This is a genomic window from Lutibacter sp. A64 (genome assembly GCF_022429565.1).
Taxonomy (GTDB): Bacteria; Bacteroidota; Bacteroidia; order Flavobacteriales; family Flavobacteriaceae; genus Lutibacter.
This window is the reverse complement of sequence record NZ_CP092487.1, coordinates 3911387-3938031: the sequence shown is the minus strand read 5'-3', so window position 1 is coordinate 3938031 and position 26645 is coordinate 3911387. Positions and strand designations below refer to the sequence as shown.

The window sequence follows — 26645 nt, the reverse complement described above, 5'->3', positions numbered from 1 at the left end:
AGTTAGTTTCAAAATTTAAATATTAGATTTATAACTAATAAAATTTATAACTAAGTCCTAGCATTAGATTTCCTTTTGGCATTGGTACCAGATTAGTTTCGGTATATGAAGTATTAAAAATATTATTGGCACTTAAAAATAATTCCATTCTATTTGCTAACTCTGCCATAATTTTAGCATCAATTATAGTATAGCTTTCTCCTCTTGCTCTTTCAACAAATCTATAAGAAATATTTTGACTAAATAATTTAGTAAATTTAAAATCTATCCCCGAATTTACCTGATGTTTAATACTATTTAAAGCATATCTAGTATATTCATCTTTATTTTCATCTTCTATAAAACTATATCCCAAATTAAATCGTTGTTCAAAATTCCATAAATTAAATCTATATCCTAAATCAATTTCAAATCCTTTTGTTGAAACCTCACTAAAATTTTTTGCTTTCCATTTTTCTTCAAGATCCTCTGGATTTTCTTTTGCCCAATCAATTAAATCTTCGGCATCTCTATTAAAAAGGGCTAGATTAATATCTAAACTACTTGTATTATACTTAATACCTAGTTCTTCAGATAAAGCAGATTCAGGTTTTAAATCTGGATTACCTATTTCATTTCCTCCAACATAATAAAGGTCTGTAAATGTTGGTACTCTATAGGTATAACCAATATTACTATACAATTTAAAATGCTCAGAAAATCTATAACCAACATCTAACCCTGGAAAAGCTTTTGTATTGAAATCTGAAAACGAACTAATTGCTATTCCTGGGGTTATATCAAAATTATTAATTTCAAATCTATGTTCAAAAAAACCTGTTATTACAGTTCTATTATGATCCTCTAAATTATTACTTACTAAAAATACTCTAGAAACATCAATACCTACACCTGTTTTACCTAAAGAAGAATTTAATACAATATTGGTCTCTGCTCCTGCTTTATTTGATATATGTAAATTGCGATATGCAGGTGGATTATGTCTTAAATACAAATATAAATCCTGATTACGCTTCCAATAAACTCTAGGCTTTATAGTAATATTTCCTACTCTATACCTAACATCTAAAGCTACTAAACTAGTTTGAGTTTCTTCATATTGGTCAATTGCAGCAGGACTTGCATAAAATCCATTTGCACCAAAATCTCGAGCTGTAAAAGATGAAGTTAGGTTGTAATTACCCAAATTAGCTTTTATAAAAACTGATTTATTTTCAAAATCTGTATTATACCTATATCCGTCAGACTCTTGATAATTTAATGAAGCAAGTATACCTCCATTATCAAATTTTTGACTAAAGGTTATTCCTCCTTTTAAATTTTGGTAAGATCCATATCCTAGATTGGCTTTTAACGTATTCGTTTTAATTTTTTTTGTTACAATATTTATGGCTCCCGTAAATGCATTTTGTCCATATACACGAGCTGCAGGACCTTTTATAACTTCTATACGTTCAATATTATCTAATGATAAAATTGCATTCATTGAATGATGTCCAGTTTGAGGATCATCCATTTTAACTCCATCAATTAAAACTAATGTTTGATCAAAATTTCCTCCTCTAATATATAAATCAGATTGCATACCGTCTATTCCTCTTCTTCTAATATCTATTCCAACAACACTTTGTAGCAAATCTGATACATTAGAAGCTGGAGATTTTTGTATTTCTTCTGAAGTAATAATATTCAACGTTCTAGAAGTTTTAGAAAATGGTAATGCAATTCTATTAGATGTTATTGTAACTTCTTTAAGCTTTACAGTATCTTTTTGGGCATATATTGAAGTATACGTAAATAATAAAACGAATAGTATTCTATTTGAAATTTTCATAAATAGTAATTTATAATCATTGTAAAAGTAGTAACTTTCCGGACGATTAATATAGACCAGTTTTAAAATGATAGATAGTCCGGTTAGTACACTTTTTAAACAGCTAATTAATTTAGATAAATCTGAATCGCAACCGCTATATTTACAAGCCTCGAGACAAATTATAAATGCCGTACAGCGCAATTATCTAACCAAAGGAACAAATCTTCCAGGAACTCGTGTATTAAGTCAGTTATTAAACATCCATAGAAATACAGCTGTTGCAATCTACGAAGAATTAGCCTCACAAGGCTGGGTTGAAATTATATCTAATAAAGGCACATTTATTTTAGAACCAGAACAAAAAACGGCTAAAATAAAAGCAACTTCTCAAAAAATAAATGAAAGGTATACCTATGCTAAAACAACAGGATTTCCATTTCAAAATTCCTTTCATTTAGCTTCAACTGTTCAAGTAACAAACGCCAAGTATTCTATTAATGATGGAAAACCAGATTTACGTTTGCATCCAGTTCATCAATTTACAAGGTGGTACAGCGCTGCTATGAAACGAAAAACATTAATTAATAAATGGAATAGATCTTATGATTTTGACAGTTCATTATTTCTAACGCAATTATGCAATTACTTAAATGCAACCAGAGGTTTTCATATTAGCCCAAACAACCTAATAAATACACGTAGCACAGAAATGAGTTTGTACGTAGTATCTCAACTCTTACTAAAACAAAACGATGTAATTCTAGTAGGTCAATTAAGTAATTACGCCGCTAATATGATTTTTCAACAAACAGGTGCTCAAATTAAAACAGTCCCTGTTGATGTCAACGGTTTAGATGTTGATTATATAAAAAAGAACTTTGTAAAAAACAGTATTAGATGCATATATATATGTACCCATAGAGATTATCCAACTACTGTTTCTTTAAGTGCTGAACGACGTTTAGCTCTATTACAATTAGCAAAAAAATATAAATTTGCAATTATTGAAGATGACTACGATTACGATTTTCAATTTGAAGGATCTGCAAGATTACCAATGGCGAGTTCAGATGCAGGTGGAATGATTATTTATTTAGGAAAAATTGGACAGTCTTTATTTCCAAGTTTTCAAACAGGATTTGTGATAGCTCCAGAAGATTTAATATTGGAAGCACGAAATTATTTAGAATTATTAGATAAACAAGGCGATTTAATTCAAGAACAAATGCTATTTGAATTAATTAATGAAGGTGAAATTTACAGACTTACAAAAAAGAACATTGTAATCTATAAAAAAAGAAGAGCTATTTTATGTAAACTTTTAACTCAATATTTTTCAACTATTGCACAATGGAATGTTCCTTCTGGTGGTTTGGCTATGTGGTTGCAATTTTCACCTAAAATATCACTACTAAAATTAGCTAAAGAAGCTGAGAAAAACGATTTATTTCTACCAAAAACAATTCTTTATCAGAACAAAAACACCTGTGCCATTCGTTTTGGTTTTGGACATTTAAATGAAATAGAAATAGAAATTGTTATTAAAAAACTAAAAACAGCTTATAATAACATACTATTAAAATAAAAAAGCCGAACAAATAAATGTTCGGCTTTAATTTTTTATGCTTCGCCTGTAGGACCAAAATTCATTGGTATTGGAGGCTGCTCATAATCTTTAATTTCTCCGTGACTTTGTTCAAACCTATGCACATTATCAGCTAAAGCTTTTACCAACCTCTTAGCGTGCTGAGGAGTAAGTATTATTCTCGATTTTACTTTAGCCTTAGGTTGCCCCGGCATTACACTAACAAAATCTACAATAAATTCTGAAACAGAATGATTAATAATTGCTAAGTTAGAATAAGTTCCTTCAGCAGTTTTATCATCTAATTCAATATTAATTTGTCCTTCTTTTTTAGGTTTTTGATCACTCATAATTAAAGGTTTGAATCCATTTCTTCTTGAGAACCTACAATAATATTATCATATATTCTCATACCTGTACCTGCAGGAATACGTTTACCTACAATTACATTTTCTTTTAACCCTTCTAAATCATCAACTTTACCACTTACAGCGGCTTCGTTTAATACTTTTGTAGTTTCCTGGAAGGAAGCTGCAGAAATAAACGATTTAGTTTGTAAAGATGCTCTTGTAATACCTTGTAAAATTTGTTCTGCTGTAGCTGGTTTTGCATCTCTAGCTTCAACTAAGGCTTTATCTTCTCTACGTAATACAGAGTTTTCATCTCTTAATTGACGCGGTGTAACAATTTGACCTTCTTTTAAATTGGTAGAATCTCCTGCATTTTCAACAACTTTCATTCCATAAATATTGTCATTTTGCTCAATAAAGTCATTTTTATGAATTAATTGATTTTCTAAGAATAATGTATCTCCAGAATCAATAATTCTAACTTTACGCATCATTTGACGTACAACAACTTCAAAGTGTTTGTCATTAATTTTCACCCCTTGTAAACGGTACACCTCTTGAATTTCATTTACTAAATATTCCTGAACTTTAGCAGGTCCTTCAATATTTAAAATATCATTTGGTGTAACAGCTCCTTCAGAAAGTGGCATACCAGCTTTAATAAAGTCATTCTCTTGAACTAGAATTTGATTAGAAAGTTTTATTAAATACTTTTTAACATCTCCTAATTTAGATTCAACTATAATTTCTCTATTACCACGTTTAATTTTTCCAAAAGATACAACTCCATCAATTTGAGAAACAACAGCTGGATTAGAAGGATTACGTGCTTCAAATAATTCTGTTACACGTGGTAAACCTCCTGTAATATCACCAGATCGTCCTGATTTACGAGGAATTTTAACGATTATCATTCCTGATGCAATTTTATCGCCATCTTCAACAATTAAATGCGCACCTACAGGTAGGTTATACGATCTAATTACATTATCATTATCATCTTTCAATAATAATGTAGGAATAGTCTTTTTATTTTTAGATTCAATAATTACTTTTTCTTGGAAACCAGTTTGTTCATCAATTTCTACAAGGTAATTAAGACCTTTTTCAATATTTTCAAACTGAATAGTTCCTGCAAATTCTGAAACAATAACACCGTTAAATGGATCCCATTTACACATAACATCGTTTTTCTTAACTTTTTCTCCATCTGCAATATATACAGTTGAACCATAAGGAATGTTATTTGCACTTAATGTTAATCCAGATTTCTCATCAATAATTTTTACTTCTGATGTTCTAGAAATAACAATATCAATAGGAGTTCCGTCAGAGTCTGTACCTGCAACAGTTCTTAAATCTTCAATTTGAGCTTTACCCGCAAATTTAGAAATTAACTTATTATTTTCTGAAATATTACCTGCAACCCCACCAACGTGGAAAGTTCTTAATGTTAACTGTGTACCTGGTTCTCCAATAGATTGTGCGGCTACAACACCCACAGCTTCTCCAATTTGAACCATTTTATTTGTAGACAAGCTATTTCCATAACACTGTGCACAAATACCTTTTTTAGCTTCACAAGTTAATGCAGAACGAACTTCTACACTATCAACTGCAGAGCTTTCAATTATTTTTGCAATTTCAGGTGTAATTAATTCACCTGAATGTACTAATATTTCTTCAGTAATAGGGTCTGAAACATCATGTAATGATACACGACCTACAATTCTTTCACCTAACGACTCAACTATCTCATCATTCTTTTTAAGTGGTTGAACAACCAATCCTCTTAAAGTACCACAATCGTGTTCGTTTACAATAACATCTTGAGAAACATCAACTAAACGACGTGTTAAATAACCTGCATCGGCAGTTTTCAATGCTGTATCCGCTAAACCTTTACGAGCACCGTGAGTAGAAATAAAGTATTCAAGAATTGATAAACCTTCTTTAAAGTTAGAAAGAATTGGATTTTCAATAATTTCTCCACCACTTGCTGTAGATTTTTTAGGTTTCGCCATTAATCCACGCATACCTGTTAACTGACGAATTTGTTCTTTAGAACCCCTTGCACCAGAATCAAGCATCATAAATACAGAGTTAAACCCTTGTTGATCTTCACGCAAACGTTTCATTGATAGTTCTGTTAAACGGTTGTTTGTAGAACCCCAAATATCAATTACCTGGTTGTAACGCTCTTTATTTGTTAACATACCCATATTATAGTTAGCCATAATATTGTCAACTTGAGCATTTGCAGTTGCAATCATATCAACTTTTTCTGGAGGAATAATAATATCTCCCAAACTAAATGATAAACCACCACGGAATGCAAAACTATATCCCATTGATTTCATATCATCTAAGAATTTTCCAGTAGTAGGAACATCGGTTACTTTTAAAATGTAACCAATAATGTCTCTTAATGATTTTTTATTTAATACTTCATTTACATAACCTGCAGCTTCTGGTACAACTTCATTAAATAAAACTCTACCAACAGTAGTTTCAATAATTTGGTCAACCAAAACTCCTTCATCATCAAAGTCTTTAGTTTTAACTTTAATACTTGCATTTAAGTCTACAGCTTTTTCGTTAAAAGCTATTGTTACTTCTTGCGGAGAGTAAAAAGTTAAACCTTCTCCTTTAATTTTATGTTCTGGAGTAGATTTTCTTTCTTTAGTCATATAATATAAACCAAGTACCATATCCTGAGAAGGAACTGTTACTGGTGCTCCATTTGCTGGATTTAATATATTATGTGATGCTAACATTAATAACTGACACTCTAAAATAGCCTCAGGTCCTAATGGTAAGTGAACCGCCATTTGATCCCCATCAAAATCGGCGTTAAATGCCGTACATACCAATGGGTGTAATTGGATTGCTTTTCCTTCAATTAATTTTGGTTGGAAAGCTTGTATACCCAATCTGTGTAACGTAGGTGCACGGTTTAACATTACAGGATGTCCTTTTAAAACATTCTCTAAGATATCCCATACAACTGGTTCTCTTTTATCTATAATTTTCTTAGCAGATTTTACTGTTTTTACAATACCCCTTTCTATTAATTTTCTAATAACAAAAGGTTTGTACAATTCAGCTGCCATATCTTTTGGCAATCCACATTCGTATAATTTTAATTCTGGTCCAACAACAATTACAGAACGTGCAGAATAATCAACACGTTTACCAAGTAAGTTTTGACGGAAACGTCCTTGCTTACCTTTTAATGAATCTGATAATGATTTTAATGGACGATTAGATTCTGTTTTTACAGCTGAAGATTTACGAGTATTGTCAAATAATGAATCTACAGATTCTTGTAACATACGTTTTTCATTACGTAAAATTACTTCTGGTGCTTTTATTTCAACCAAACGTTTTAAACGATTGTTTCTAATAATTACCCTTCTGTATAAATCATTTAAATCTGATGTTGCAAATCTACCACCATCTAATGGCACTAATGGACGTAATTCTGGTGGTGTTACCGGAATTACTTTCATTATCATCCATTCTGGACGGTTTTCTCTATTTTTATTAGCATCTCTAAAAGATTCAACTACGTTTAATCTTTTTAATGCTTCTGTTTTACGTTGTTTAGATGTTTCTGTGTTTGCTTTATGACGCAATTCATAAGATAATTCGTCTAAATCAATTCTATTAAATAAATCGATTAAACAAGCAGCACCCATTTTAGCGATAAACTTATCTGGGTCACTATCATCTAAATATTGATTTTCAACTGGAAAAGTTTCTAAAATATCTAAATATTCTTCTTCAGTTAAGAAGTCCATTTTTTGCAATGGTTCTCCTTCTGCATTTTTTGCTCCTGCAGGTTGTATTACTACATAACGTTCGTAGTAAATAATCATATCTAACTTTTTAGATGGTAAACCTAAAAGGTATCCCATTTTGTTAGGTAATGATTTAAAGTACCAAATATGAGCTACAGGAACAACTAAATTAATATGTCCTACTCTATCTCTACGTACTTTTTTTTCTGTAACTTCTACACCACAACGGTCACAAACAATACCTTTATAACGAATTCTCTTGTATTTACCACAAGCACATTCATAATCTTTTATAGGTCCAAAAATTCGTTCACAAAACAAACCATCTCTTTCTGGTTTATGCGTACGATAATTTATAGTTTCTGGTTTTAATACTTCTCCGTTTGATTTCTCTAGAATTGCTTCTGGAGATGATAAACCAATTGAAATTTTATTAAACTTTTTTACAGTGTATTTATCAGTTTTTCTTGCCATTTTTTATAGTATTCAGTAATTGGTTGGCAGTATTCAGTATTCAGTCACAGTTTATTAATAACTGAGACTGAATAGTGTTTACTTAAATTATTCTTCTAATCTAACGTCTAATCCAAGACCTCTAAGTTCGTGCATTAATACGTTAAATGATTCTGGCAATCCAGGTTCTGGCATAGCATCACCTTTTACAATGGCCTCATACGTCTTAGCTCTACCCATAACATCATCAGATTTTACAGTTAAAATTTCACGTAATGTACTAGAAGCACCATAAGCCTCAAGTGCCCAAACCTCCATCTCACCAAAACGTTGACCTCCAAATTGTGCTTTACCACCTAATGGTTGTTGTGTAATTAATGAGTAAGGACCTATAGAACGTGCGTGCATTTTATCATCAATCATATGACCTAGTTTAATCATATAAATTACACCTACCGTTGCTTTTTGGTCAAAACGTTCTCCTGTACCTCCATCATATAAATATGTATGACCGTATTGTGGTACACCTGCTTTGTCAGTTATTTTAGTAATTTCATCAATACTTGCTCCATCAAATATTGGTGTTGCATATTTGGTTCCTAATTTTTGACCTGCCCAACCTAGAACAGTTTCATAAATTTGACCAATATTCATACGAGAAGGTACACCAAGTGGGTTTAGCACTATATCTACTGGGGTACCATCTTCTAAGAAAGGCATATCTTCTTGACGAACAATACGTGCAACAATACCTTTATTTCCGTGACGACCTGCCATTTTATCACCCACTTTTAACTTACGTTTTTTAGCGATATAAATTTTAGCAAGTTTTAAAATTCCTGCAGGTAATTCATCTCCAACAGAAACAGTAAATTTCTCACGTCTCAGAGCTCCTTGTAAATCATTCACTTTAATTTTATAATTGTGAATTAATTCTGTAACAAGCATATTAATATGATCATCTGTAGTCCAAACACCTTTGGTTAAATAATTAAAGTCTGGAACAGCATTTAACATCTTTAAAGTAAATTTCTTACCCTTTATTAGTATTTCCTCACCAAGGTCATTTAATACACCTTGAGAAGTTTTTCCACTAACTAAAGTAAATAATTTTTCAATAAGAACAGATCTTAAATCTTCTAATTTAGCAGTATATTTACTTTCTAAATTAGCAATACTAACTTTATCTTGAGCTCGTTTAGATTTATCTTTAACAGCTCTTTCAAATAATTTTTTATCAATTACTACCCCCCTTAATGATGGAGAAGCTTTTAAAGATGCATCTTTTACATCACCAGCTTTATCACCAAAGATAGCTCTTAATAATTTTTCTTCAGGAGTAGGGTCTGATTCACCTTTTGGAGTAATTTTACCAATTAAAATATCTCCAGGTTTAACTTCAGCTCCAATTCTAATCATTCCATTCTCATCTAAGTCTTTAGTAGCCTCTTCTGAAACATTAGGAATATCATTAGTTAATTCTTCTGCTCCTAATTTTGTATCTCTAACTTCTAAAGAATACTCATCAATATGGATAGAAGTAAATATATCTTCTTTTACCACTTTTTCAGAAATTACAATCGCATCCTCAAAGTTATACCCTTTCCAAGGCATAAAGGCTACTTTCATATTTCTACCAAGTGCTAATTCTCCTTTTTCTGTTGCATAACCTTCACAAAGTACTTGTCCTTCTTCTACTCTATCTCCTTTTTGAACAATAGGTTTTAGATTAATAGAAGTTCCTTGATTTGTTTTTCTAAATTTAATTAGGTTATATGATTTACTATCACCTTCAAAACTAACCATACGATCTTCATCTGTCTTATCGTATTTAATAGTAATAGTATTTGCATCTACATATTCTACGACTCCTGGCCCTTCAGCATTCATTAAAATACGTGAATCTTTAGCGACTCTTAATTCTAAACCAGTACCAACAATTGGTGACTCTGGTTTTAATAAAGGTACAGCCTGACGCATCATATTCGATCCCATCAATGCTCTATTCGCATCATCATGTTCCAAAAATGGAATTAAAGATGCAGATATAGAAGCTATTTGATTAGGAGCAACATCCATAAAGTTAACCATAGAAGGTTCAACAACCGGATAATCTGCTTCTTCACGAACAATAATTTTTTCATCAGTAAATTTACCAGAATCATCTAAAGGTAAATTTGACTGTGCAAATTTCATTCCTTCCTCTTCTTCAGCACTTAAATATCTAGGTTCTTCAGAAATATTAACATTTCCATCAATAACCTCTCTATATGGAGTTTCAATAAACCCTAAGTTATTTACTTTTGCAAATACTGCTAAAGATGAAATTAAACCAATATTTGGCCCCTCAGGTGTTTCAATTGGACATAAACGCCCGTAATGTGTATAGTGAACATCACGCACCTCAAATCCGGCTCTTTCTCTAGATAAACCTCCAGGTCCTAATGCTGATAATCTACGTTTGTGTGTAATCTCTGCTAATGGATTAGTTTGATCCATAAATTGAGATAACTGATTGGTTCCAAAGAATGAATTAATTACTGATGATAATGTTTTAGCATTAATTAAATCAATAGGTGTAAACACCTCATTATCACGAACATTCATACGTTCACGAATGGTACGAGCCATACGAGATAAACCAACACCAAACTGACTAGCTAATTGTTCACCAACAGTTCTAACACGACGGTTAGATAAGTGGTCAATATCATCTACTTCAGCTTTAGAATTTACCAATTTAATCAAGTTTTTGATTATGGTAATAATATCTAATTTTGTTAAAACTTTTTGATTTATATCTTCGTTTAGACCAAGTTTTTTATTCATTCTGTAACGTCCAACTTCACCTAAGTTATAACGTTGTTCAGAAAAGAATAGTTTATCTATAATACCTTTCGCAGTTTCAAAATCTGGCGGTTCAGCATTACGTAATTGTCTGTATATATGTTCAACAGCTTCTTTTTCAGAGTTTGTTGGATCTTTTTGTAGCGTGTTATGAATAATTGCATAATCTGCCATTTCATTATCTTCTTTATGAAGTAAAATGGTTCTAGCTCCAGACTCTATAATTTCTTCTATTTGTTCTTTTTCTAAAATTGTATCTCTATCTAATACAATTTCATTTCTTTCAATAGAAACAACCTCTCCTGTATCTTCATCAACAAAGTCTTCAAACCAAGTTTTTAATACACGTGCAGCTAATTTTCTACCTAATACTTTTTTTAGACCGCTTTTAGAAACTTTAATTTCTTCAGCAAGATCAAAAATTTCAAGAATATCTTTATCTCTTTCGTAACCAATTGCTCTAAACAATGTAGTTACTGGTAATTTTTTCTTTCTATCAATATAAGCATACATTACTTGATTGATATCAGTTGCAAACTCTATCCAAGAACCTTTAAAAGGAATTACTCTTGCAGAATATAATTTTGTTCCGTTTGCGTGGAATGATTGTCCAAAGAATACTCCAGGAGAACGGTGTAATTGAGAAACTACAACTCTTTCAGCTCCATTAATAACAAAAGTACCACTATTTGTCATATAAGGAATTGTACCTAAATACACATCTTGAACAATAGTTTCAAAATCTTCATGTTCAGGATCTGTACAGTACAACTTTAAGCGTGCTTTTAAAGGCACACAATAAGTAAGACCTCTCTCTATACATTCTTGAATAGAATATCGAGGAGGATCTACAAAGTAATCTATAAACTCTAACACAAATTGGTTACGAGTATCTGTAATTGGGAAGTTGTCAAGGAAGGTTTTATATAAGCCTTCGGTACTTCGTTCGTCAGCTTTAGTTTTTAATTGGAAAAAATCTTGAAACGATTTAACCTGAATATCTAAAAAATCTGGATATTCAGTTACCAATTTAGCTGATGCAAAGTTTATTCTTTCGGTGAAATTTTTTGATGCCAATGGACAAAAACTTTAAGTTAAAAAACTATTAAAATATAAGAACGAATATATACGCAAAATGGTTTAGGTCTTAGGATTGCCCCAGACCTAAACCTTAAATTGTTTTAGCTGTTGTTAGCTTATTTAAGCTCAACCTCTGCTCCAGCTTCTTCTAATGATGCTTTTAATGCTTCAGCTTCTTCTTTAGAAACACCTTCTTTTACTGGTGCTGGTGCGCTATCTACAACACCTTTAGCTTCTTTTAATCCTAAACCAGTTAATTCTTTAACTAGTTTTACAACTGCTAATTTAGAACCACCTGCTGCTTTTAAAATTACATCAAATTCAGTTTGAGCTTCTTCTTCTGCTGCTCCACCTGCTGCTGGACCTGCTACTGCAACTGCTGCTGCAGCTGGCTCAATACCATACTCGTCTTTTAAAATATTAGCTAACTCGTTTACTTCTTTTACTGTTAAGTTAACAAGTTGTTCTGCGAAATCTTTTAAATCTGCCATTTCTCTTTGTTTAATTTTTATTATATTAGTTTATTAGTGCGCTTATTCTTTTTCTGATAATGTCTTAATTATACCAGATAATTTTGTGCCACCTGACTGTAATGCTGAAATAACATTTTTAGCTGGTGATTGTAAAATCGTAACGATTTCTCCAATAACTTCTTCTTTAGATTTAATGCTAACTAAAGTTTCTAATTGGTCATCACCAACATAAATAGCTTCAGCAACATAAGCTCCTTTTAATAAAGGCTTATCAGATTTTTTACGAAATTCTTTTATTAATTTTGCTGGTGCATTACCAGTATCAGATAACATAATTGAAGTATTCCCTTTTAATACTGAAGGTAATTCTCCAAAATCTTTATCCGATTTCATCATTGCTTTTTCTAGCAATGTATTTTTAACAACTGCAAGTTTTATATTTGCTTTAAAACAAGCTCTACGTAAATTAGAGGTGTCTAAAGCATTTAAACCTGAGATATCTGCTAAATAAATAACATTTTGATCAGTTAACTTTGTTGTTATAGCATCTATCACTTGTGATTTTTCTTCTCTAGTCATAATTTCTATTTTTTAACTATTAACTGATTTCGTATCAATACTTATACCTGGACTCATAGTACTAGACATATAAATGCTTTTAACATAAGTTCCTTTAGCAGCTGTTGGTTTTAACTTTACCAAAGTTTGAATTAATTCACTAGCATTTTCTGCAATTTTATCTGCAGAAAACGATGCTTTAGCTATAGCAGCATGAACAATCCCTGTTTTTTCAACTTTAAAGTCAATTTTACCAGCTTTAACTTCAGTAACAGCTTTCGCTACATCCATTGTTACTGTACCTGTTTTAGGGTTTGGCATTAAACCTCTAGGTCCTAAAATTCGACCTAATGGACCTAATTTTCCCATAACACTAGGCATAGTGATTATAACATCAACATCTGTCCAACCTTCTTTAATTTTTTGAAGGTATTCATCTAATCCAACATAATCTGCACCTGCTTCCTTAGCATCTGCTTCTTTATCTGGAGTTACTAATGCTAAAACTTTAACATCTTTACCGGTTCCGTGAGGTAATGTTACTACCCCTCTAACCATTTGATTTGCTTTACGAGGATCAACTCCTAATCTAACAGCTAAATCAATAGATGCATCAAAATTTACATTAGTAATTTCTTTTACTAAAGCAGAAGCATCTTTTAAACTGTAAGTTTGAGTTTTATCAACCTTAGCTTCAGCTTCTTTTTGCTTTTTAGTTAATTTTGCCATTTTTTAATAACTGTTTTATTGTTTTACAGGAGCTTCTCCTTTTACCCTAATTCCCATTGAACGTGCTGTACCTGCCATCATAAGCATAGCTGACTCTACAGTAAATGCATTTAAATCTACCATTTTATCTTCAGCAATTGTTTTCAATTGATCCCAAGTAACTGTAGCTACTTTATTTCTATTTGGTTCAGCTGAACCTTTTTTAACTTTAGCTGCTTCTAAAATTTGCACTGCTGCTGGTGGAGTTTTTATAACAAAATCGAAAGATTTATCCTTATATACAGTAATTGCAACAGGTAAAACTTTTCCTTGTTTTTCTTGAGTTCTAGCATTAAATTGCTTACAGAACTCCATAATATTAACTCCGGCAGCCCCTAAAGCAGGTCCAACAGGTGGTGATGGATTTGCTGCACCTCCACGAACTTGTAATTTTACTACTTTACTAACTTCTTTTGCCATTTTTAAATCTTAAATTAGATATTACATAAATTGGAAGCTAATGTAACATCGTAAATTATATGTAACTATTATGAAATTTTATCAACCTGCATATAACTTAACTCTAATGGTGTTTTTCTTCCGAAAATTTTAACCATTACTTCTAGTTTACGCTTTTCTTCATTTATCTTTTCTATTGTACCGTCAAAACCATTAAATGGACCATCGATTACTTTAACAGTTTCACCAACTACATAAGGAATTGCAACATTATCGTTTTGTACAGATAATTCATCGACTTTACCTAGCATTCGGTTTATTTCTGATTTTCGCATAGGTACAGGATCTCCTCCTTTTACTTCACCTAAAAAACCTATTACACCTGTAATAGATTTAATAACATGTGGTAATTCTCCACTTAAGTTAGCTTCAATCATTACATAACCAGGAAAATAAACACGTTCTTTGTTAATTTTTTTCCCATTACGTACTTGAATTACTTTTTCTGTAGGTACTAGAACTCTATCAACATAATCAGTCATTCCTAAACGTGCAATCTCATTCTCTATATAAGATTTCACTTTATTCTCTTGCCCACCAATAGCCCTTACAACATACCATTTTTTCACAGAATCAGCCATAACTTAATTATTAAAATAATTTAAAATACTCAGTTAAACCTGTTTGGAAGAATTTATCTACTAAAAATACAGCCAAGGCAAATATAATTGTAAAAATCGCAACAATCACTGTAGATTTCTGAGCTTCTTCCCAGGAAATCCAAGAGACTTTATTGCGTAACTCTTCAAATGAGTCTTTTATATAATTAACTAAATTCATTTTTTATTTTTTTGCACGGGCGGAGAGGCTCGAACTCCCGACACCTGGTTTTGGAGACCAGTGCTCTACCAACTGAGCTACGCCCGTAAAGAAAGGTGCTTCGTTAAAAGAAGCACCTTATATTTTTATTTAGATAATGATTAGTCTAACATTTCTGTTACCTGACCAGCACCTACTGTTCTACCTCCTTCACGAATTGCAAAACGTAAACCTACGTTTAATGCAATTGGTTGGTGTAATTCAACAGTTATTGTTAAGTTATCTCCTGGCATTACCATCTCAACCCCTTCAGGTAAGTTAATTGTACCTGTTACATCAGTTGTACGTACGTAAAACTGTGGACGATAGTTATTGTGGAATGGTGTGTGACGACCACCCTCTTCTTTCTTCAAGATATAAACCTCTGCTTTAAAGTTAGCGTGAGGAGTTACTGAGCCTGGTTTACAAATTACCATACCTCTTTTAATATCTTCTTTAGCGATACCTCTTAATAAAATACCTACGTTATCACCAGCTTCACCTCTATCTAATATTTTACGGAACATTTCAACTCCAGTAATAGTAGAAGTTAATTTTTCAGCACCCATACCAATAATATCAACAGCATCACTTGTATTAGCAACACCTGTCTCAATACGTCCAGTTGCTACAGTACCACGACCAGTAATTGAGAATACATCTTCAATAGGCATTAAGAAATCTTTATCAACATCACGCTTTGGTAACTCAATCCAAGTATCAACGGCATCCATTAATTCCATAATTTTCTCCATCCATTTTGGTTCAAGATTTAATCCACCTAAAGCAGAACCTTGAATTACAGGAGTATTATCACCATCATAGTCATAGAAAGATAATAAATCTCTAATTTCCATTTCTACTAATTCTAATAATTCCTCATCATCAACCATATCCACCTTATTCATGAATACAACTAATCTTGGAATACCTACCTGACGACCTAATAAGATGTGCTCTCTTGTTTGAGGCATTGGTCCATCTGTTGCAGCTACTACGATAATTGCACCGTCCATTTGAGCAGCACCTGTTACCATGTTTTTTACGTAATCCGCGTGACCTGGACAGTCAACGTGAGCATAGTGACGAGTTGCCGTTTGATACTCAACGTGTGCAGTATTAATTGTAATACCTCTTTCTTTTTCTTCAGGAGCGTTATCGATTTGATCGAAATCTTTTACTTCAGAAAGTCCTTTCTCTGCTAATACAACAGTAATAGCAGCTGTTAAGGTTGTTTTACCGTGATCAACGTGTCCAATAGTACCAATGTTTAAGTGTGCTTTTGAACGATCGAAAGTTTCTTTAGCCATAATTATTAATTTTTAAATCTTAGTTATATATAGTGTTAAATTCAATTCATTTTATTGAGCCAATGACGGGAATTGAACCCGTGACCTCTTCCTTACCAAGGAAACGCTCTACCCCTGAGCTACACCGGCCAAAAAAAATAGAGCGAGAGACCGGGCTCGAACCGGCGACAGTCAGCTTGGAAGGCTGAAGCTCTACCAACTGAGCTACTCTCGCAATAATTTTTATCCAATTCATCATTGGGTAATATTTTAATTCCAATTTATTGTGGTGAGAGAAGGATTCGAACCTTCGAAGCTTGCGCAGCAGATTTACAGTCTGCCCTCGTTGGCCACTTGAGTATCTCACCAGTATTTTCAAAGATCATTGTCAAAAAAATTGACAAATTTTAAAATTTCTCTTTTACAATAATAATTTAAAATCTTATTCTCAATATTTGAGCCGATGGAGGGACTCGAACCCACGACCTGCTGATTACAAATCAGCTGCTCTAGCCAGCTGAGCTACATCGGCTTTTTACTCCATAAAAGAAGTCCGCTATTTCTAACGGACTGCAAATGTATTAAATTTTAGTTTTAAACAAAACTTTTTAAAGTTTTTTTTTAAATTATTTTGATCTTATTTTTTCTTTCTTTTGTGTAAGCTTTCGTTTTAATGAATCTACAGCCAACATAACACCTTCCTCAAATGTTTTACATTGCTTTTTAACTATAAGATCGTTCCCCGGAATATTTAATTTTACATCTACATTTTTATTTTCTTTTTCACTTGTTTGATGTACTTTTAAATACACTTCTGAATCTACAATTTTATCGTAGTATTTTTCTAAACCACTAATTTTCTTCTCTACAAAAACAATAAGTTCTTTATCCGCATTAAAATTAACTGACTGTACGTTTACTTTCATAAATTTATTTTTTTTGGCTCCTTGGGTGAGCTTGATTATACACTTCTTTTAATTTACCCAAACTACTGTGGGTATAAACTTGTGTTGACGCTAAACTTGAATGCCCAAGTAATTCTTTAACAGCGTTTAAATCTGCACCTTCATTTAATAAGTGTGTTGCAAAAGAGTGCCTAATTACATGTGGACTCTTTTTCACTTTTGATGATACAGTACTAAAATAATTATTTATAATTCTATATACAAGTGTATCGTATATTATTTTACCTTTTTTTGTAATAAATAAATAAGGCAATTCACAATTAATCTTATTTCTATAATTAAGGTAATCTTTTAACGAGGCTTGTACTGTTTTTAATAACGGAATATACCGTTCTTTATTTCTTTTTCCTAATACTTTAATTGTTTCATTATTAAAATCAATCGCTTCAATTTTTATATGAATTAATTCACTTCTTCTAATACCTGTCGAATAAAATAATTCAACAATTAATTTATTTCTAACAGATTCAAAATCTTCAGTTTCATTTTTTAAATCTAGCACCTGCTTTATTTCTTTTTTAGAAAAAGGAATCTGCACTTGTTTTGAAGTTTTTAAAGCTTGGTGTTTTGCTAACGGATTTACTTTAATTTGTTTTGCTTTTTGAAGAAATTTAAAGTACGATTTTAAAGAAGACACCTTTCTATTAACACTACGGTTACTAATACCTGAATTTACTAAACCAACTATCCAACTTCTAATTTGTGAATAGTTTATTTCTAATATATCAACCTCTCCATAATTAGCACTGTAAAATTCAAAAAAATCATTTAAATCTTTTTTATACGCAATTATAGTATGATTACTATACTTTTTCTCTATTAGTAAATAATTTAAAAAGGATTTTGTAGGCATAAAAAAAACCGTTAGAAAACAAACATACAAATTGTAAATTGTTTTTACTAACGGTTTTTATTTTTTGGCTAATAATTAACCTTGCTCTTCGTTTGTTCTTAATTTTTGAACATATTGAGCTTTTATGTTTTGCGCACGTTTTACAACTGATGGCTTATTGAATTGTTTACGATTACGTAAATTTTTCATTGTTTTAGTACGATCAAATTTTCTTTTATAACGTTTTAACGCTCTATCAATATTTTCTCCGTCTTTAACTGGTATGATTAACATATTTTAGCACCTCCTTTCAAGTCGTTCTCTTTTAAATTTAAGGTTGCAAATATATAATTTTAATTTGAAAAATTGGATTTTAAGAATTAAAAAATTAAAATCTATAGTTTTAACTTAAAATAATCGTCTTTTTTTAGCTAAATCACTTAATTCCAATCCTTTTCTACAATGTTTATTTTACGTAAAAAAACAAAAAAATTATGTTGCTGGTTTATATTCTTTCTTGTCAATTATCATTTTTGCAAATTAGAGGACTATTTTCGCAAAAATAATATCAAAAACCTACGTTGCCGGTTTATACTCTTTCTTATCAATTATCATTTTTGCGATAATTTCTCTCAAAATTTCAGAAGTGCCACCACCAATTGGACCTAACCTACTATCTCTTAAAAGTCGTGCCATTGGATAATCTTCCATATAACCATAACCTCCTAACAACTGTAAACATTGATAAATAACTTCATCTGCTATTTTTGTTGCCATTAGTTTAGACATACTTGCTTCTTTCACCACATAATCTCCTTTATCCATTCTAGAAACAATAGAATAGTTAAATTCTTTACACATTTCAACTTCACTTGCCATATCTGCAACTTTATGTCTTAGTGCCTGAAATTGATCTATTGTTTTTCCAAAAGCTTTTCTTTCAGACATATATTGTATTGCATAGTTTAATGCAAATTCTGCTCTCGCATGAGCATTAATACCCATTATAAGTCTTTCTGAAGCAAAATGTTGCATTATATAAGAAAACCCCTTATTTTCTTTTCCTAATAAATTTTCTTCAGGAACAATTACATTATCAAATGCTATTTCAGCTGTATCTGAAGCTTTCCAACCTAATTTTTCAAGATTTGTAGCTGAAATTCCTTTAGTTTCTCTATCAACAACAAAAATACTCATTCCTTTATTACCTAATTCTGGACTTGTTTTTGCAGCTACAACTAAATAATCGGAAAAAACACCATTTGTTATAAATGTTTTAGAACCATTAATTATATAATTAGTCCCATTTTTAGATGCAATTGTTCGCATACCAGCAACATCTGACCCCCCAAATGGTTCAGAAACACAAAGACACCCAATTTTCTCACCATCTATACTAGGTACCAAATATTTTTCTTTTATTTCTTTACTTCCTTCAGCGTTTAAATGAGTCATTGCTAAATAAGTATGCGCCCACATGGCAGCTGCAAACCCACCTGAATTTACTTTTTGTAATTCTTCTAAGAATATAACGGTATAAAAAAGATCTAGATTTAAACCTCCATATTCTTCAGGAGCATTCAATCCAAAATACCCCATTTCTCCAAATTTTTTCCAAATTCGCCTATCTATAAAACCTTGTTTTTCCCATTTATTAACATACGGAACTACTTCTTTTAGTAGAAAATCTCGAAAACTTTGTCGAAACGACTCGTGTTCTTCAGTAAAGTACATGTTGTTCATTTAAAGATAGACTATTTTGATTATAATTTTATTCAGCCACCAAATATAAGCTTATTCTATTAAATTTTTCCAAAGGGAAACCATCAATTTTTTTTAATTCTTCTAACGATTGAATTTCAGCGACCTCATCTCTGTAATTAAATATTTTCTTAGTAAGCTCGTAATCAACATATACAATTGCTAAAACTTCTTTAAATGAAGCTGTATTTACGTTTATCTTTTTTATTGTTGGTTTTGATAAAATTTTATAATATTCCAATGCTTTATCTGCAACTTCCTTATCTAAATAATAAACTTCATAAAGCTGATCGCTATAAGTAAAGCCTTGTAATTTCTCTCTATAATTAAGTATTCTTGTAGCCGTTTTCTCTCCTATTCCTCTAATTTTAATTAAATCTTCGACTGTAACCAAATTTAAATCTTTTACAGTTATTTGTTGTTTTGTTGGTTGCATAAAATTAGTATTGGGTTTATTATCTTTAGCAGTTGCCCAATCTGGAAATTTAAAATATGGACTTATTTTACTTAATAAGCTGTCGTTTATTTTAGTTACATTTTTAAAATCTTGAATTGAATTTATAAATTTCCCTGTTTTTCTAAAAGAAAGTAACCTATCTATCTCTTCTGCACTCATACCTAACTGATACCCCTTAAAATCTGTAATATAATTAGGGTTAAAAGGATAAATTTTAGGTTTATTTTGTTCTAGCTTAATTTTTAATAAAGAATCTTGTTCTTTTTTAAAAGTTTCAATTTGCTTTTGAGAAAGATCAGCTGATTCACTTAATGGAAAATCTACTAAAAAGAAACCTATTTGCAGTAATACTATAATCAATAATAAAAAGAAAACCCCATTTCTTTGGCTTTTGTTGTAATTAAAATGGGATTTAATATTTTTCATTTATTCATTAATTTTTTTTCCGCCCTATAGCAGAAAGATATTTATTTAATTCAACTTTTACTTTTGGAGCTAATAGCAATAAACCAATTAAATTAGGAAATACCATTGCAAAAATCATTGCGTCAGAAAACTCAATTACAGACCCTAAACTTGAAGATGCTCCAATTACTACAAAGATTAAAAATAATGTTTTATAAGAAATATCTACAAATTTACTTTTTCCAAACAAATATTTCCAACCTTGAATTCCATAATAAGACCAAGATAACATTGTAGAAAAAGCAAAAAGAATAACTGCTATAGTTAATAATATAGAAAAATTAGGAATTGCTGAATCAAATGCTATTGATGTTAAGTCAACACCTCCTAAATGTTCTCCAGAGCCATTCATAATAACATTACCTCCTTTATCTAAGTTAGAATACTCAAACAAATTACTTTTTAAATTAGTAACAACAATCACCAAAGCAGTCATAGTACAAATAATCACTGTATCTACAAATGGTCCAATAGAAGCTACAATCCCTTCACTTGCTGGAAATTTAGTTTTAACTGCGGCGTGAGCAATAGATGCAGAACCTACACCAGCTTCATTTGAAAAAGCAGCTCTCTGAAAACCAACAATCATTACCCCTATAATACCTCCAACAACAGAAGTACTAGTAAAAGCGCCTTCCCATATTTGAACCATTGCGTCAGGAATTATAGTAAAATTCATTACTAAAATTACTAAAGCAGCTCCAACAAACATAATCCCCATAAAAGGAACTACTCTTTCTGTTACTTGACCTATTCTTTTAATTCCACCTATAATTACAATACCAACTAATACAGCCATTAAAATACCAAATAAAAACCCAGAATCTAGTCCAAAAAGTAATTTAAACTGCGCTGCTGCTTGATTGGCTTGAAACATATTTCCACCTCCAAAAGAACCTCCAATTACAAAAACAGCATACATTGCCGCTAAAACCTTTCCAAGACCTGCTAATTTTTTTTCTTTTAAACCTTTTTTAAGGTAATACATAGGACCTCCATATATTTTTCCATCTTCTCCAACTTCTCTATACTTAACCCCTAAAGTAGCTTCAACTAATTTTGTAGACATTCCAATAAAACCTGCTAAAATCATCCAAATAGTAGCTCCAGGCCCTCCAATAGCAATTGCAACTGCAACACCGGCAATATTCCCTAAACCTACTGTTGCTGAAAGCGCCGCTGTTAACGCTTGAAAATGAGTAACTTCACCCACAACACCTTCTACTTGAACACTTTCAAACACATCTCCTCCTGGCGTAGGATCTCCTGCTACTTCATCTACTGAATGATGATCTATTTTATCATATTTTCCCTGTGCTGCACTTATTGCAACACCCATTAAGGTAATATTTGCAAATTTAAAATATAACGTAAAGAATAAAGCACCTAGCAATAATATTATTATTACTATTGGAACATCAATACCTACAATTGAAACTGGATAAAAAACCACTGAGCTAACAGCGTCTGCAAAAGGTTTAAATTTTGCTTCTATTTTTTCATCAATAGACATTTCATTTGCAAATGTTAAAAAGGGTGCTAATATAAATAATAGCGACAAGTACTTATTCTTCATAATTTATTTCATTTTTAAAAATCGTTGCAATATCCATAAAAAATGAGGTTACTACAAGTTTTTAACAATTAAAAAGAATATTTAATACCAATCTAAATAATATACTAAAAAAAAATTAAGAGCTTAAAACAGCTTTCTTAGCTTTAATATTTGTTCTTTATTTCCTAACACAATTAAAAATGTATTTTTCTCTAATTTTGTATTTGAATCTGGGTTGATTATGTATTCATTTTTTTGTGTTTTAAAACCAATAACATTACAACCTGTTTTTTTTCTTAAATCTAAATCTAAAATAGTTTTTAAAATATATTTTGAAGGCAATTCGTTTACAGAAACTTCTTCTAAATTAGCCTCCACATCACCTGTAACTGTTAACCTGTTTACAAATTCAATTAAATCTGGCGTTACCACTAAAGATGCCATATGAGCACCTCCTAATTTGTCTGGCATAATAACATTTGTAGCTCCTGCAAATTTTAATTTTCCATAAGAAGATTCATTTGAAGCTCTACTAATAATTGTAAAATCCTTATTAAATTGTCGTGCCGATAAAACAACAAATAAATTATCAGCATCAGAAGGTAAAGCTGTAATTAAACTTTTAGCCCTATCAAGCCCAAGTTTAGCTAAATCTTCATCGTTTGTAGCGTCTCCTTCAATAAATAATATATTATCTTTTTCTAATTCAGCAATTTCATTTACCCGCTTTTCTATAACAACACAAGGCTGATTAAATTGAATTAACTTTGCAACTGCTTGTTTTCCATTTCGTCCGTAACCACAAACAACAGTATGATTTTTTAAATTCTGAATTTTTTGTTGCACTTTTTTATGTTTTAAACGTTCAAATATTTTTCCATTTGCCAAATATTCCGTTAAAGCCGTTACTGTATATCCGTAAACAACAATACTTATTAAAATTAAAAATATAGTAAAAAGCTTTTCATTATAATTAAGTGGATGAATTTCTCCAAATCCAACGGTGGTCATTGTTATAATTGTCATATACAGCGAATCGATAAAACTATCGCCAGAAATAAACATATAACCAGTTACCCCTATAGCAATTACAACAAGTAATAACCCTATTGAAATAACTAATTTTGACCTACTATCCATCGTGTTTTATAAATCGAATACAGAGCTTCTTTTTGTATAAATTAAATCTTTTAAACGCAGTAAAAATGCCAAGGTTAAGTATATTCCAAATGAAAAACCTAAGGTTACAAAGGAAATATAAATAAAAAACAAACGCACACTAGACACGTTCATCCCTAAACGATCTGCAAATCTAGATGAAACTGCAAAACCATGTTTTTCAAAAAAAAGCCTTATAGAATTAATCAAGTTCAAAAGTTAAATATTTTAACGCAATATACTAATTTTCAAAATAAGATGAACTACTACATGAAAATTGTGATTACATTTTTTTAACTTTGCCACTTTCCAAAAATCTAATGATAAAACAAGAAGAATATATTGAAGTTTTAGGAGCACGTGTCCATAATTTAAAAAATATTGATGTTCGTATTCCAAGAGAAAAGTTAGTAGTTATAACTGGTTTAAGTGGTAGCGGAAAATCATCATTAGCTTTTGACACTATTTATGCTGAAGGACAAAGAAGGTATATTGAAACCTTTTCGGCCTATGCAAGACAGTTTTTAGGCGGATTAGAACGTCCGGATGTTGATAAAATTGATGGACTTTCACCCGTAATTTCTATTGAACAAAAAACTACCAATAAAAGTCCACGATCTACAGTTGGAACAATTACTGAGATTTACGATTTTTTACGATTATTATTTGCCCGTGCTGCAGATGCATATAGCTATAATACCAATAAAAAAATGGTAAGCTATAGCGACGAACAGATAAAAGAATTGATTCTGTCTGATTTTAACGAAAAAAAAGTTGCAATTCTAGCTCCAGTTATAAAATCTAGAAAAGGACATTACAGAGAATTATTTGAACAAATTGCCAAACAAGGTTTTGTAAAAGTACGGGTTGATGGAGAAATTAGAGATATTGAAAAAGGTATGCGACTCGACAGGTACAAAACACATGATATTGAAATTGTAATTGACCGCCTATTAATAAATAGCTCTTCAGAAAAAAGATTAGAAGAAACAATTACAACAGCACTATATTCTGGAGAAAATGTATTGATGGTTTTAGAACACAACACAGATATACCTCGCTATTTCAGCCGTGAATTAATGTGTCCAGAAACCGGAATTTCATATCCAAATCCAGAACCAAATTCATTTTCGTTTAATTCTCCAAAAGGAGCTTGTCCAAAATGCAACGGACTGGGTAGAATTAATAAAGTTAATATTAAAAAAATAATTCCAGACACAAGCATTTCTATTAAAAATGGAGGAATTGCCCCTATTGGCGAGCAAAAAAACAGTTGGATTTTTAAACAATTACAACTTATTGCAGAACGTTATAAATTTCAATTAACCGATCCAATTTCTAAAATTCCAAAAGAAGCTCTAGAGGTTATTTTAAATGGCGGTAATGAAAAGTTTGAAATTGCTTCTAAAACAATGGGAATTACCCGTAATTATGAAATTGATTTTGAAGGTATTCTCAACTTTATTGAAAACCAATACAAAGCAAGCGATTCTACCTCAATAAAACGTTGGGCAAAAGATTTTATGGATGAAATTGATTGTGATTCCTGCCATGCAAATCGCCTTAAAAAAGAAGCTTTATATTTTAAAATAAATAATAAAAATATTTCAGAATTAGCACAACTCGACATTTCTGAACTGGCAATATGGTTTTCTAATATTGAAGAAAAACTATCTAAAAAACAGCTAAAAATAGCCTCAGAAATATTAAAAGAAATTAGAACTCGTATTCAATTTTTATTAGACGTTGGCCTAGATTATTTAGCCTTAGATAGAAGCTCAAAATCACTTTCTGGAGGAGAAGCTCAACGCATTAGACTAGCAACACAAATTGGTTCTCAATTGGTTGGTGTACTCTATATTTTAGACGAACCAAGCATAGGTTTACACCAAAGAGATAACGAAAAACTAATTAAATCTCTAATAAACTTAAGAGATGTTGGTAACTCAGTTATTGTTGTTGAACACGATAAAGACATGATAGAACATGCCGATTTTGTTCTAGATATTGGCCCTGGAGCAGGTGTACACGGCGGAGAAATTGTTAGCCAAGGAACTTTTAAAGAATTAAAACAACAGCACACCTTAACAGCAGATTATTTAAATGAAACTAAAAAAATTGAAATTCCTAAAAAAAGAAGAAAAGGAAATGGTAAAACAATTTCGTTAAAAGGAGCAACAGGAAACAATCTAAAAAACGTTTCTGTAGATTTCCCTCTTGGAAAATTAATTTGTGTTACAGGAGTTTCTGGAAGTGGAAAATCAACCTTAATTAACGAAACTTTATACCCAATTTTAAACAAACATATTTATAGAGGTGTAAAAAAACCAATGCCATACAAATCTATAAAAGGATTAGAACATATAGATAAAGTTATAGACATAGACCAATCTCCAATTGGTAGAACCCCACGCTCCAACCCTGCTACCTACACCGGTGTTTTTAGCGAAATAAGAAGTTTATATGCAAAAACTAACGAAGCTTCAATTAGAGGTTACAAACCTGGAAGGTTTTCATTTAATGTAAAAGGCGGACGTTGCGAAACCTGCCAAGGTGGTGGTGTTAGAGTTATTGAAATGAATTTTTTACCAGACGTTCATGTAGAGTGCGAAACCTGCCAAGGCAAACGTTTCAACCGAGAAACTTTAGAAATTAGATACAAAGGTAAATCTATTTCAGATGTGTTAAATATGACCATTGAAGATGCTGTTGTATTTTTTGAAAACATACCAAAAATTCATAGAAAATTAAAAACCATAAACGATGTTGGTCTAGGATATATTACTCTAGGTCAACAATCTACCACACTTTCTGGAGGTGAAGCTCAACGTATAAAATTAGCTGCAGAATTATCTAAAAGAGATACTGGAAATACATTTTATATTTTAGACGAACCTACAACTGGACTCCATTTTGAAGACATTAGAGTACTTATGGAAGTTTTAAATAAACTCACCAACAAAGGAAATACAATACTTGTTATTGAACACAATATGGATGTTATTAAATTAGCAGATTACATTATAGATATAGGTATGGAGGGCGGAAAAAATGGCGGTCAATTACTTTGCTGCGGTACACCCGAAGAAATTAGCACGAATAAAAAAAGCTATACTGCTAAATTCTTAAAAAAAGAATTACATTAGTCAACTAACTTTTTTAAACTTATATTT

The 26645-nt window shown here is 31.2% G+C and carries 21 protein-coding genes and 5 tRNA genes; 2 read left to right on the top strand and 24 right to left on the bottom strand.

Annotation, left to right across the window (positions count from 1 at the left end; genetic code table 11):
- Positions 1–34 precede the first annotated feature (34 nt).
- Positions 35–1834, bottom strand: coding sequence for a TonB-dependent receptor plug domain-containing protein (locus MKD41_RS15940; protein ID WP_240243329.1), 1800 nt, complete (start codon positions 1832–1834; stop codon positions 35–37).
- Positions 1835–1901: 67 nt separating this feature from the next.
- On the opposite strand from MKD41_RS15940, the gene MKD41_RS15935 reads away from it, so the two are divergent.
- Positions 1902–3401, top strand: a complete 1500-nt coding sequence (locus tag MKD41_RS15935) for an aminotransferase-like domain-containing protein (RefSeq protein WP_240243328.1) — start codon at positions 1902–1904, stop codon at positions 3399–3401.
- 35 nt (positions 3402–3436) lie between these two features.
- On the opposite strand, the gene MKD41_RS15930 is transcribed toward MKD41_RS15935, so the two are convergent.
- The 23 genes from MKD41_RS15930 to MKD41_RS15820 all read right to left on the bottom strand — a co-directional run bounded on the left by MKD41_RS15930 (position 3437) and on the right by MKD41_RS15820 (position 23682).
- Positions 3437–3751, bottom strand: coding sequence for a DUF3467 domain-containing protein (locus MKD41_RS15930; RefSeq protein WP_240243327.1), 315 nt, complete (start codon positions 3749–3751; stop codon positions 3437–3439).
- A 2-nt stretch (positions 3752–3753) separates the two neighbouring features.
- Entirely contained in the window at positions 3754–8028 is a 4275-nt protein-coding gene (rpoC, locus tag MKD41_RS15925) for a DNA-directed RNA polymerase subunit beta' (RefSeq protein WP_240243326.1), read from the bottom strand.
- A gap of 87 nt (positions 8029–8115) precedes the next feature.
- The gene (gene rpoB, locus MKD41_RS15920; RefSeq protein WP_240243325.1) at positions 8116–11931 is read right to left on the bottom strand and encodes a DNA-directed RNA polymerase subunit beta; all 3816 of its coding nucleotides are present in this window, start codon (positions 11929–11931) and stop codon (positions 8116–8118) included.
- Between the two features lie 119 nt (positions 11932–12050).
- Positions 12051–12425 (bottom strand): 50S ribosomal protein L7/L12, encoded by a 375-nt coding sequence (rplL, locus tag MKD41_RS15915; protein ID WP_240243324.1) that lies wholly within the window; start codon positions 12423–12425, stop codon positions 12051–12053.
- A gap of 42 nt (positions 12426–12467) precedes the next feature.
- Positions 12468–12986 (bottom strand): 50S ribosomal protein L10, encoded by a 519-nt coding sequence (gene rplJ, locus MKD41_RS15910; protein ID WP_240243323.1) that lies wholly within the window; start codon positions 12984–12986, stop codon positions 12468–12470.
- Positions 12987–12998: 12 nt separating this feature from the next.
- Positions 12999–13694: a 50S ribosomal protein L1 gene (gene rplA, locus MKD41_RS15905; RefSeq protein ID WP_240243322.1), complete on the bottom strand. Its 696-nt coding sequence runs from the start codon at positions 13692–13694 to the stop codon at positions 12999–13001.
- Between the two features lie 15 nt (positions 13695–13709).
- Positions 13710–14153 carry a 50S ribosomal protein L11 gene (rplK, locus tag MKD41_RS15900; protein ID WP_240243321.1) on the bottom strand — a complete coding sequence of 148 codons (444 nt, stop codon included), beginning with the start codon at positions 14151–14153 and terminating at the stop codon, positions 13710–13712.
- Positions 14154–14221: 68 nt separating this feature from the next.
- Positions 14222–14773 carry a transcription termination/antitermination protein NusG gene (gene nusG / locus MKD41_RS15895; protein WP_240226954.1) on the bottom strand — a complete coding sequence of 184 codons (552 nt, stop codon included), beginning with the start codon at positions 14771–14773 and terminating at the stop codon, positions 14222–14224.
- A 10-nt stretch (positions 14774–14783) separates the two neighbouring features.
- The gene (gene secE / locus MKD41_RS15890; protein ID WP_240243320.1) at positions 14784–14972 is read right to left on the bottom strand and encodes a preprotein translocase subunit SecE; all 189 of its coding nucleotides are present in this window, start codon (positions 14970–14972) and stop codon (positions 14784–14786) included.
- Between the two features lie 14 nt (positions 14973–14986).
- A tRNA-Trp gene (locus MKD41_RS15885) sits at positions 14987–15059 on the bottom strand.
- A gap of 53 nt (positions 15060–15112) precedes the next feature.
- Complete coding sequence (gene tuf, locus MKD41_RS15880) at positions 15113–16300, bottom strand: elongation factor Tu (protein ID WP_240243319.1); 1188 nt, start codon at positions 16298–16300, stop codon at positions 15113–15115.
- A gap of 57 nt (positions 16301–16357) precedes the next feature.
- A tRNA-Thr gene (locus MKD41_RS15875) sits at positions 16358–16429 on the bottom strand.
- Positions 16430–16441: 12 nt separating this feature from the next.
- Positions 16442–16514 (bottom strand) — tRNA-Gly (locus MKD41_RS15870).
- Positions 16515–16566: 52 nt separating this feature from the next.
- Positions 16567–16647: transfer RNA gene (locus tag MKD41_RS15865), tRNA-Tyr, on the bottom strand.
- A 90-nt stretch (positions 16648–16737) separates the two neighbouring features.
- Positions 16738–16811 (bottom strand) — tRNA-Thr (locus MKD41_RS15860).
- 94 nt (positions 16812–16905) lie between these two features.
- The gene (hpf, locus tag MKD41_RS15855; protein WP_240243318.1) at positions 16906–17205 is read right to left on the bottom strand and encodes a ribosome hibernation-promoting factor, HPF/YfiA family; all 300 of its coding nucleotides are present in this window, start codon (positions 17203–17205) and stop codon (positions 16906–16908) included.
- A gap of 4 nt (positions 17206–17209) precedes the next feature.
- Positions 17210–18097, bottom strand: a complete 888-nt coding sequence (locus MKD41_RS15850; RefSeq protein ID WP_240243317.1) for a tyrosine-type recombinase/integrase — start codon at positions 18095–18097, stop codon at positions 17210–17212.
- A gap of 75 nt (positions 18098–18172) precedes the next feature.
- A complete protein-coding gene (gene rpsU / locus MKD41_RS15845; RefSeq protein ID WP_240226949.1) occupies positions 18173–18370 on the bottom strand; it encodes a 30S ribosomal protein S21 in 198 nt (65 codons plus the stop codon).
- A gap of 282 nt (positions 18371–18652) precedes the next feature.
- A complete protein-coding gene (locus MKD41_RS15840; RefSeq protein WP_240243316.1) occupies positions 18653–19819 on the bottom strand; it encodes an acyl-CoA dehydrogenase family protein in 1167 nt (388 codons plus the stop codon).
- 28 nt (positions 19820–19847) lie between these two features.
- Positions 19848–20720, bottom strand: coding sequence for a ComEA family DNA-binding protein (locus MKD41_RS15835; RefSeq protein WP_240243315.1), 873 nt, complete (start codon positions 20718–20720; stop codon positions 19848–19850).
- Between the two features lie 7 nt (positions 20721–20727).
- Positions 20728–22335, bottom strand: coding sequence for an alanine/glycine:cation symporter family protein (locus MKD41_RS15830; RefSeq protein ID WP_240243314.1), 1608 nt, complete (start codon positions 22333–22335; stop codon positions 20728–20730).
- A gap of 123 nt (positions 22336–22458) precedes the next feature.
- Entirely contained in the window at positions 22459–23454 is a 996-nt protein-coding gene (locus MKD41_RS15825; protein ID WP_240243313.1) for a potassium channel family protein, read from the bottom strand.
- A 6-nt stretch (positions 23455–23460) separates the two neighbouring features.
- Entirely contained in the window at positions 23461–23682 is a 222-nt protein-coding gene (locus tag MKD41_RS15820) for a PspC domain-containing protein (RefSeq protein ID WP_240245054.1), read from the bottom strand.
- Positions 23683–23792: 110 nt separating this feature from the next.
- Here MKD41_RS15820 and uvrA point away from each other — a divergent pair, with 110 nt between their 5' ends.
- Positions 23793–26618: an excinuclease ABC subunit UvrA gene (uvrA, locus tag MKD41_RS15815; RefSeq protein ID WP_240243312.1), complete on the top strand. Its 2826-nt coding sequence runs from the start codon at positions 23793–23795 to the stop codon at positions 26616–26618.
- Positions 26619–26645 lie beyond the last annotated feature (27 nt).

Bases quoted from the DNA above. Each gene is read 5' to 3' on its own strand.
- MKD41_RS15940 (WP_240243329.1), bottom strand. From the start codon at position 1,834: ATGAAAATTTCAAATAGAATACTATTCGTTTTATTATTTACGTATACT.
- MKD41_RS15935 (WP_240243328.1), top strand. From the start codon at position 1,902: ATGATAGATAGTCCGGTTAGTACACTTTTTAAACAGCTAATTAATTTA.
- MKD41_RS15930 (WP_240243327.1), bottom strand. From the start codon at position 3,751: ATGAGTGATCAAAAACCTAAAAAAGAAGGACAAATTAATATTGAATTA.
- rpoC (WP_240243326.1), bottom strand. From the start codon at position 8,028: ATGGCAAGAAAAACTGATAAATACACTGTAAAAAAGTTTAATAAAATT.
- rplL (WP_240243324.1), bottom strand. From the start codon at position 12,425: ATGGCAGATTTAAAAGATTTCGCAGAACAACTTGTTAACTTAACAGTA.
- rplJ (WP_240243323.1), bottom strand. From the start codon at position 12,986: ATGACTAGAGAAGAAAAATCACAAGTGATAGATGCTATAACAACAAAG.
- rplA (WP_240243322.1), bottom strand. From the start codon at position 13,694: ATGGCAAAATTAACTAAAAAGCAAAAAGAAGCTGAAGCTAAGGTTGAT.
- rplK (WP_240243321.1), bottom strand. From the start codon at position 14,153: ATGGCAAAAGAAGTTAGTAAAGTAGTAAAATTACAAGTTCGTGGAGGT.
- nusG (WP_240226954.1), bottom strand. From the start codon at position 14,773: ATGGCTGATTCTGTGAAAAAATGGTATGTTGTAAGGGCTATTGGTGGG.
- secE (WP_240243320.1), bottom strand. From the start codon at position 14,972: ATGAATTTAGTTAATTATATAAAAGACTCATTTGAAGAGTTACGCAAT.
- tuf (WP_240243319.1), bottom strand. From the start codon at position 16,300: ATGGCTAAAGAAACTTTCGATCGTTCAAAAGCACACTTAAACATTGGT.
- hpf (WP_240243318.1), bottom strand. From the start codon at position 17,205: ATGAAAGTAAACGTACAGTCAGTTAATTTTAATGCGGATAAAGAACTT.
- MKD41_RS15850 (WP_240243317.1), bottom strand. From the start codon at position 18,097: ATGCCTACAAAATCCTTTTTAAATTATTTACTAATAGAGAAAAAGTAT.
- rpsU (WP_240226949.1), bottom strand. From the start codon at position 18,370: ATGTTAATCATACCAGTTAAAGACGGAGAAAATATTGATAGAGCGTTA.
- MKD41_RS15840 (WP_240243316.1), bottom strand. From the start codon at position 19,819: ATGAACAACATGTACTTTACTGAAGAACACGAGTCGTTTCGACAAAGT.
- MKD41_RS15835 (WP_240243315.1), bottom strand. From the start codon at position 20,720: ATGAAAAATATTAAATCCCATTTTAATTACAACAAAAGCCAAAGAAAT.
- MKD41_RS15830 (WP_240243314.1), bottom strand. From the start codon at position 22,335: ATGAAGAATAAGTACTTGTCGCTATTATTTATATTAGCACCCTTTTTA.
- MKD41_RS15825 (WP_240243313.1), bottom strand. From the start codon at position 23,454: ATGGATAGTAGGTCAAAATTAGTTATTTCAATAGGGTTATTACTTGTT.
- uvrA (WP_240243312.1), top strand. From the start codon at position 23,793: ATGATAAAACAAGAAGAATATATTGAAGTTTTAGGAGCACGTGTCCAT.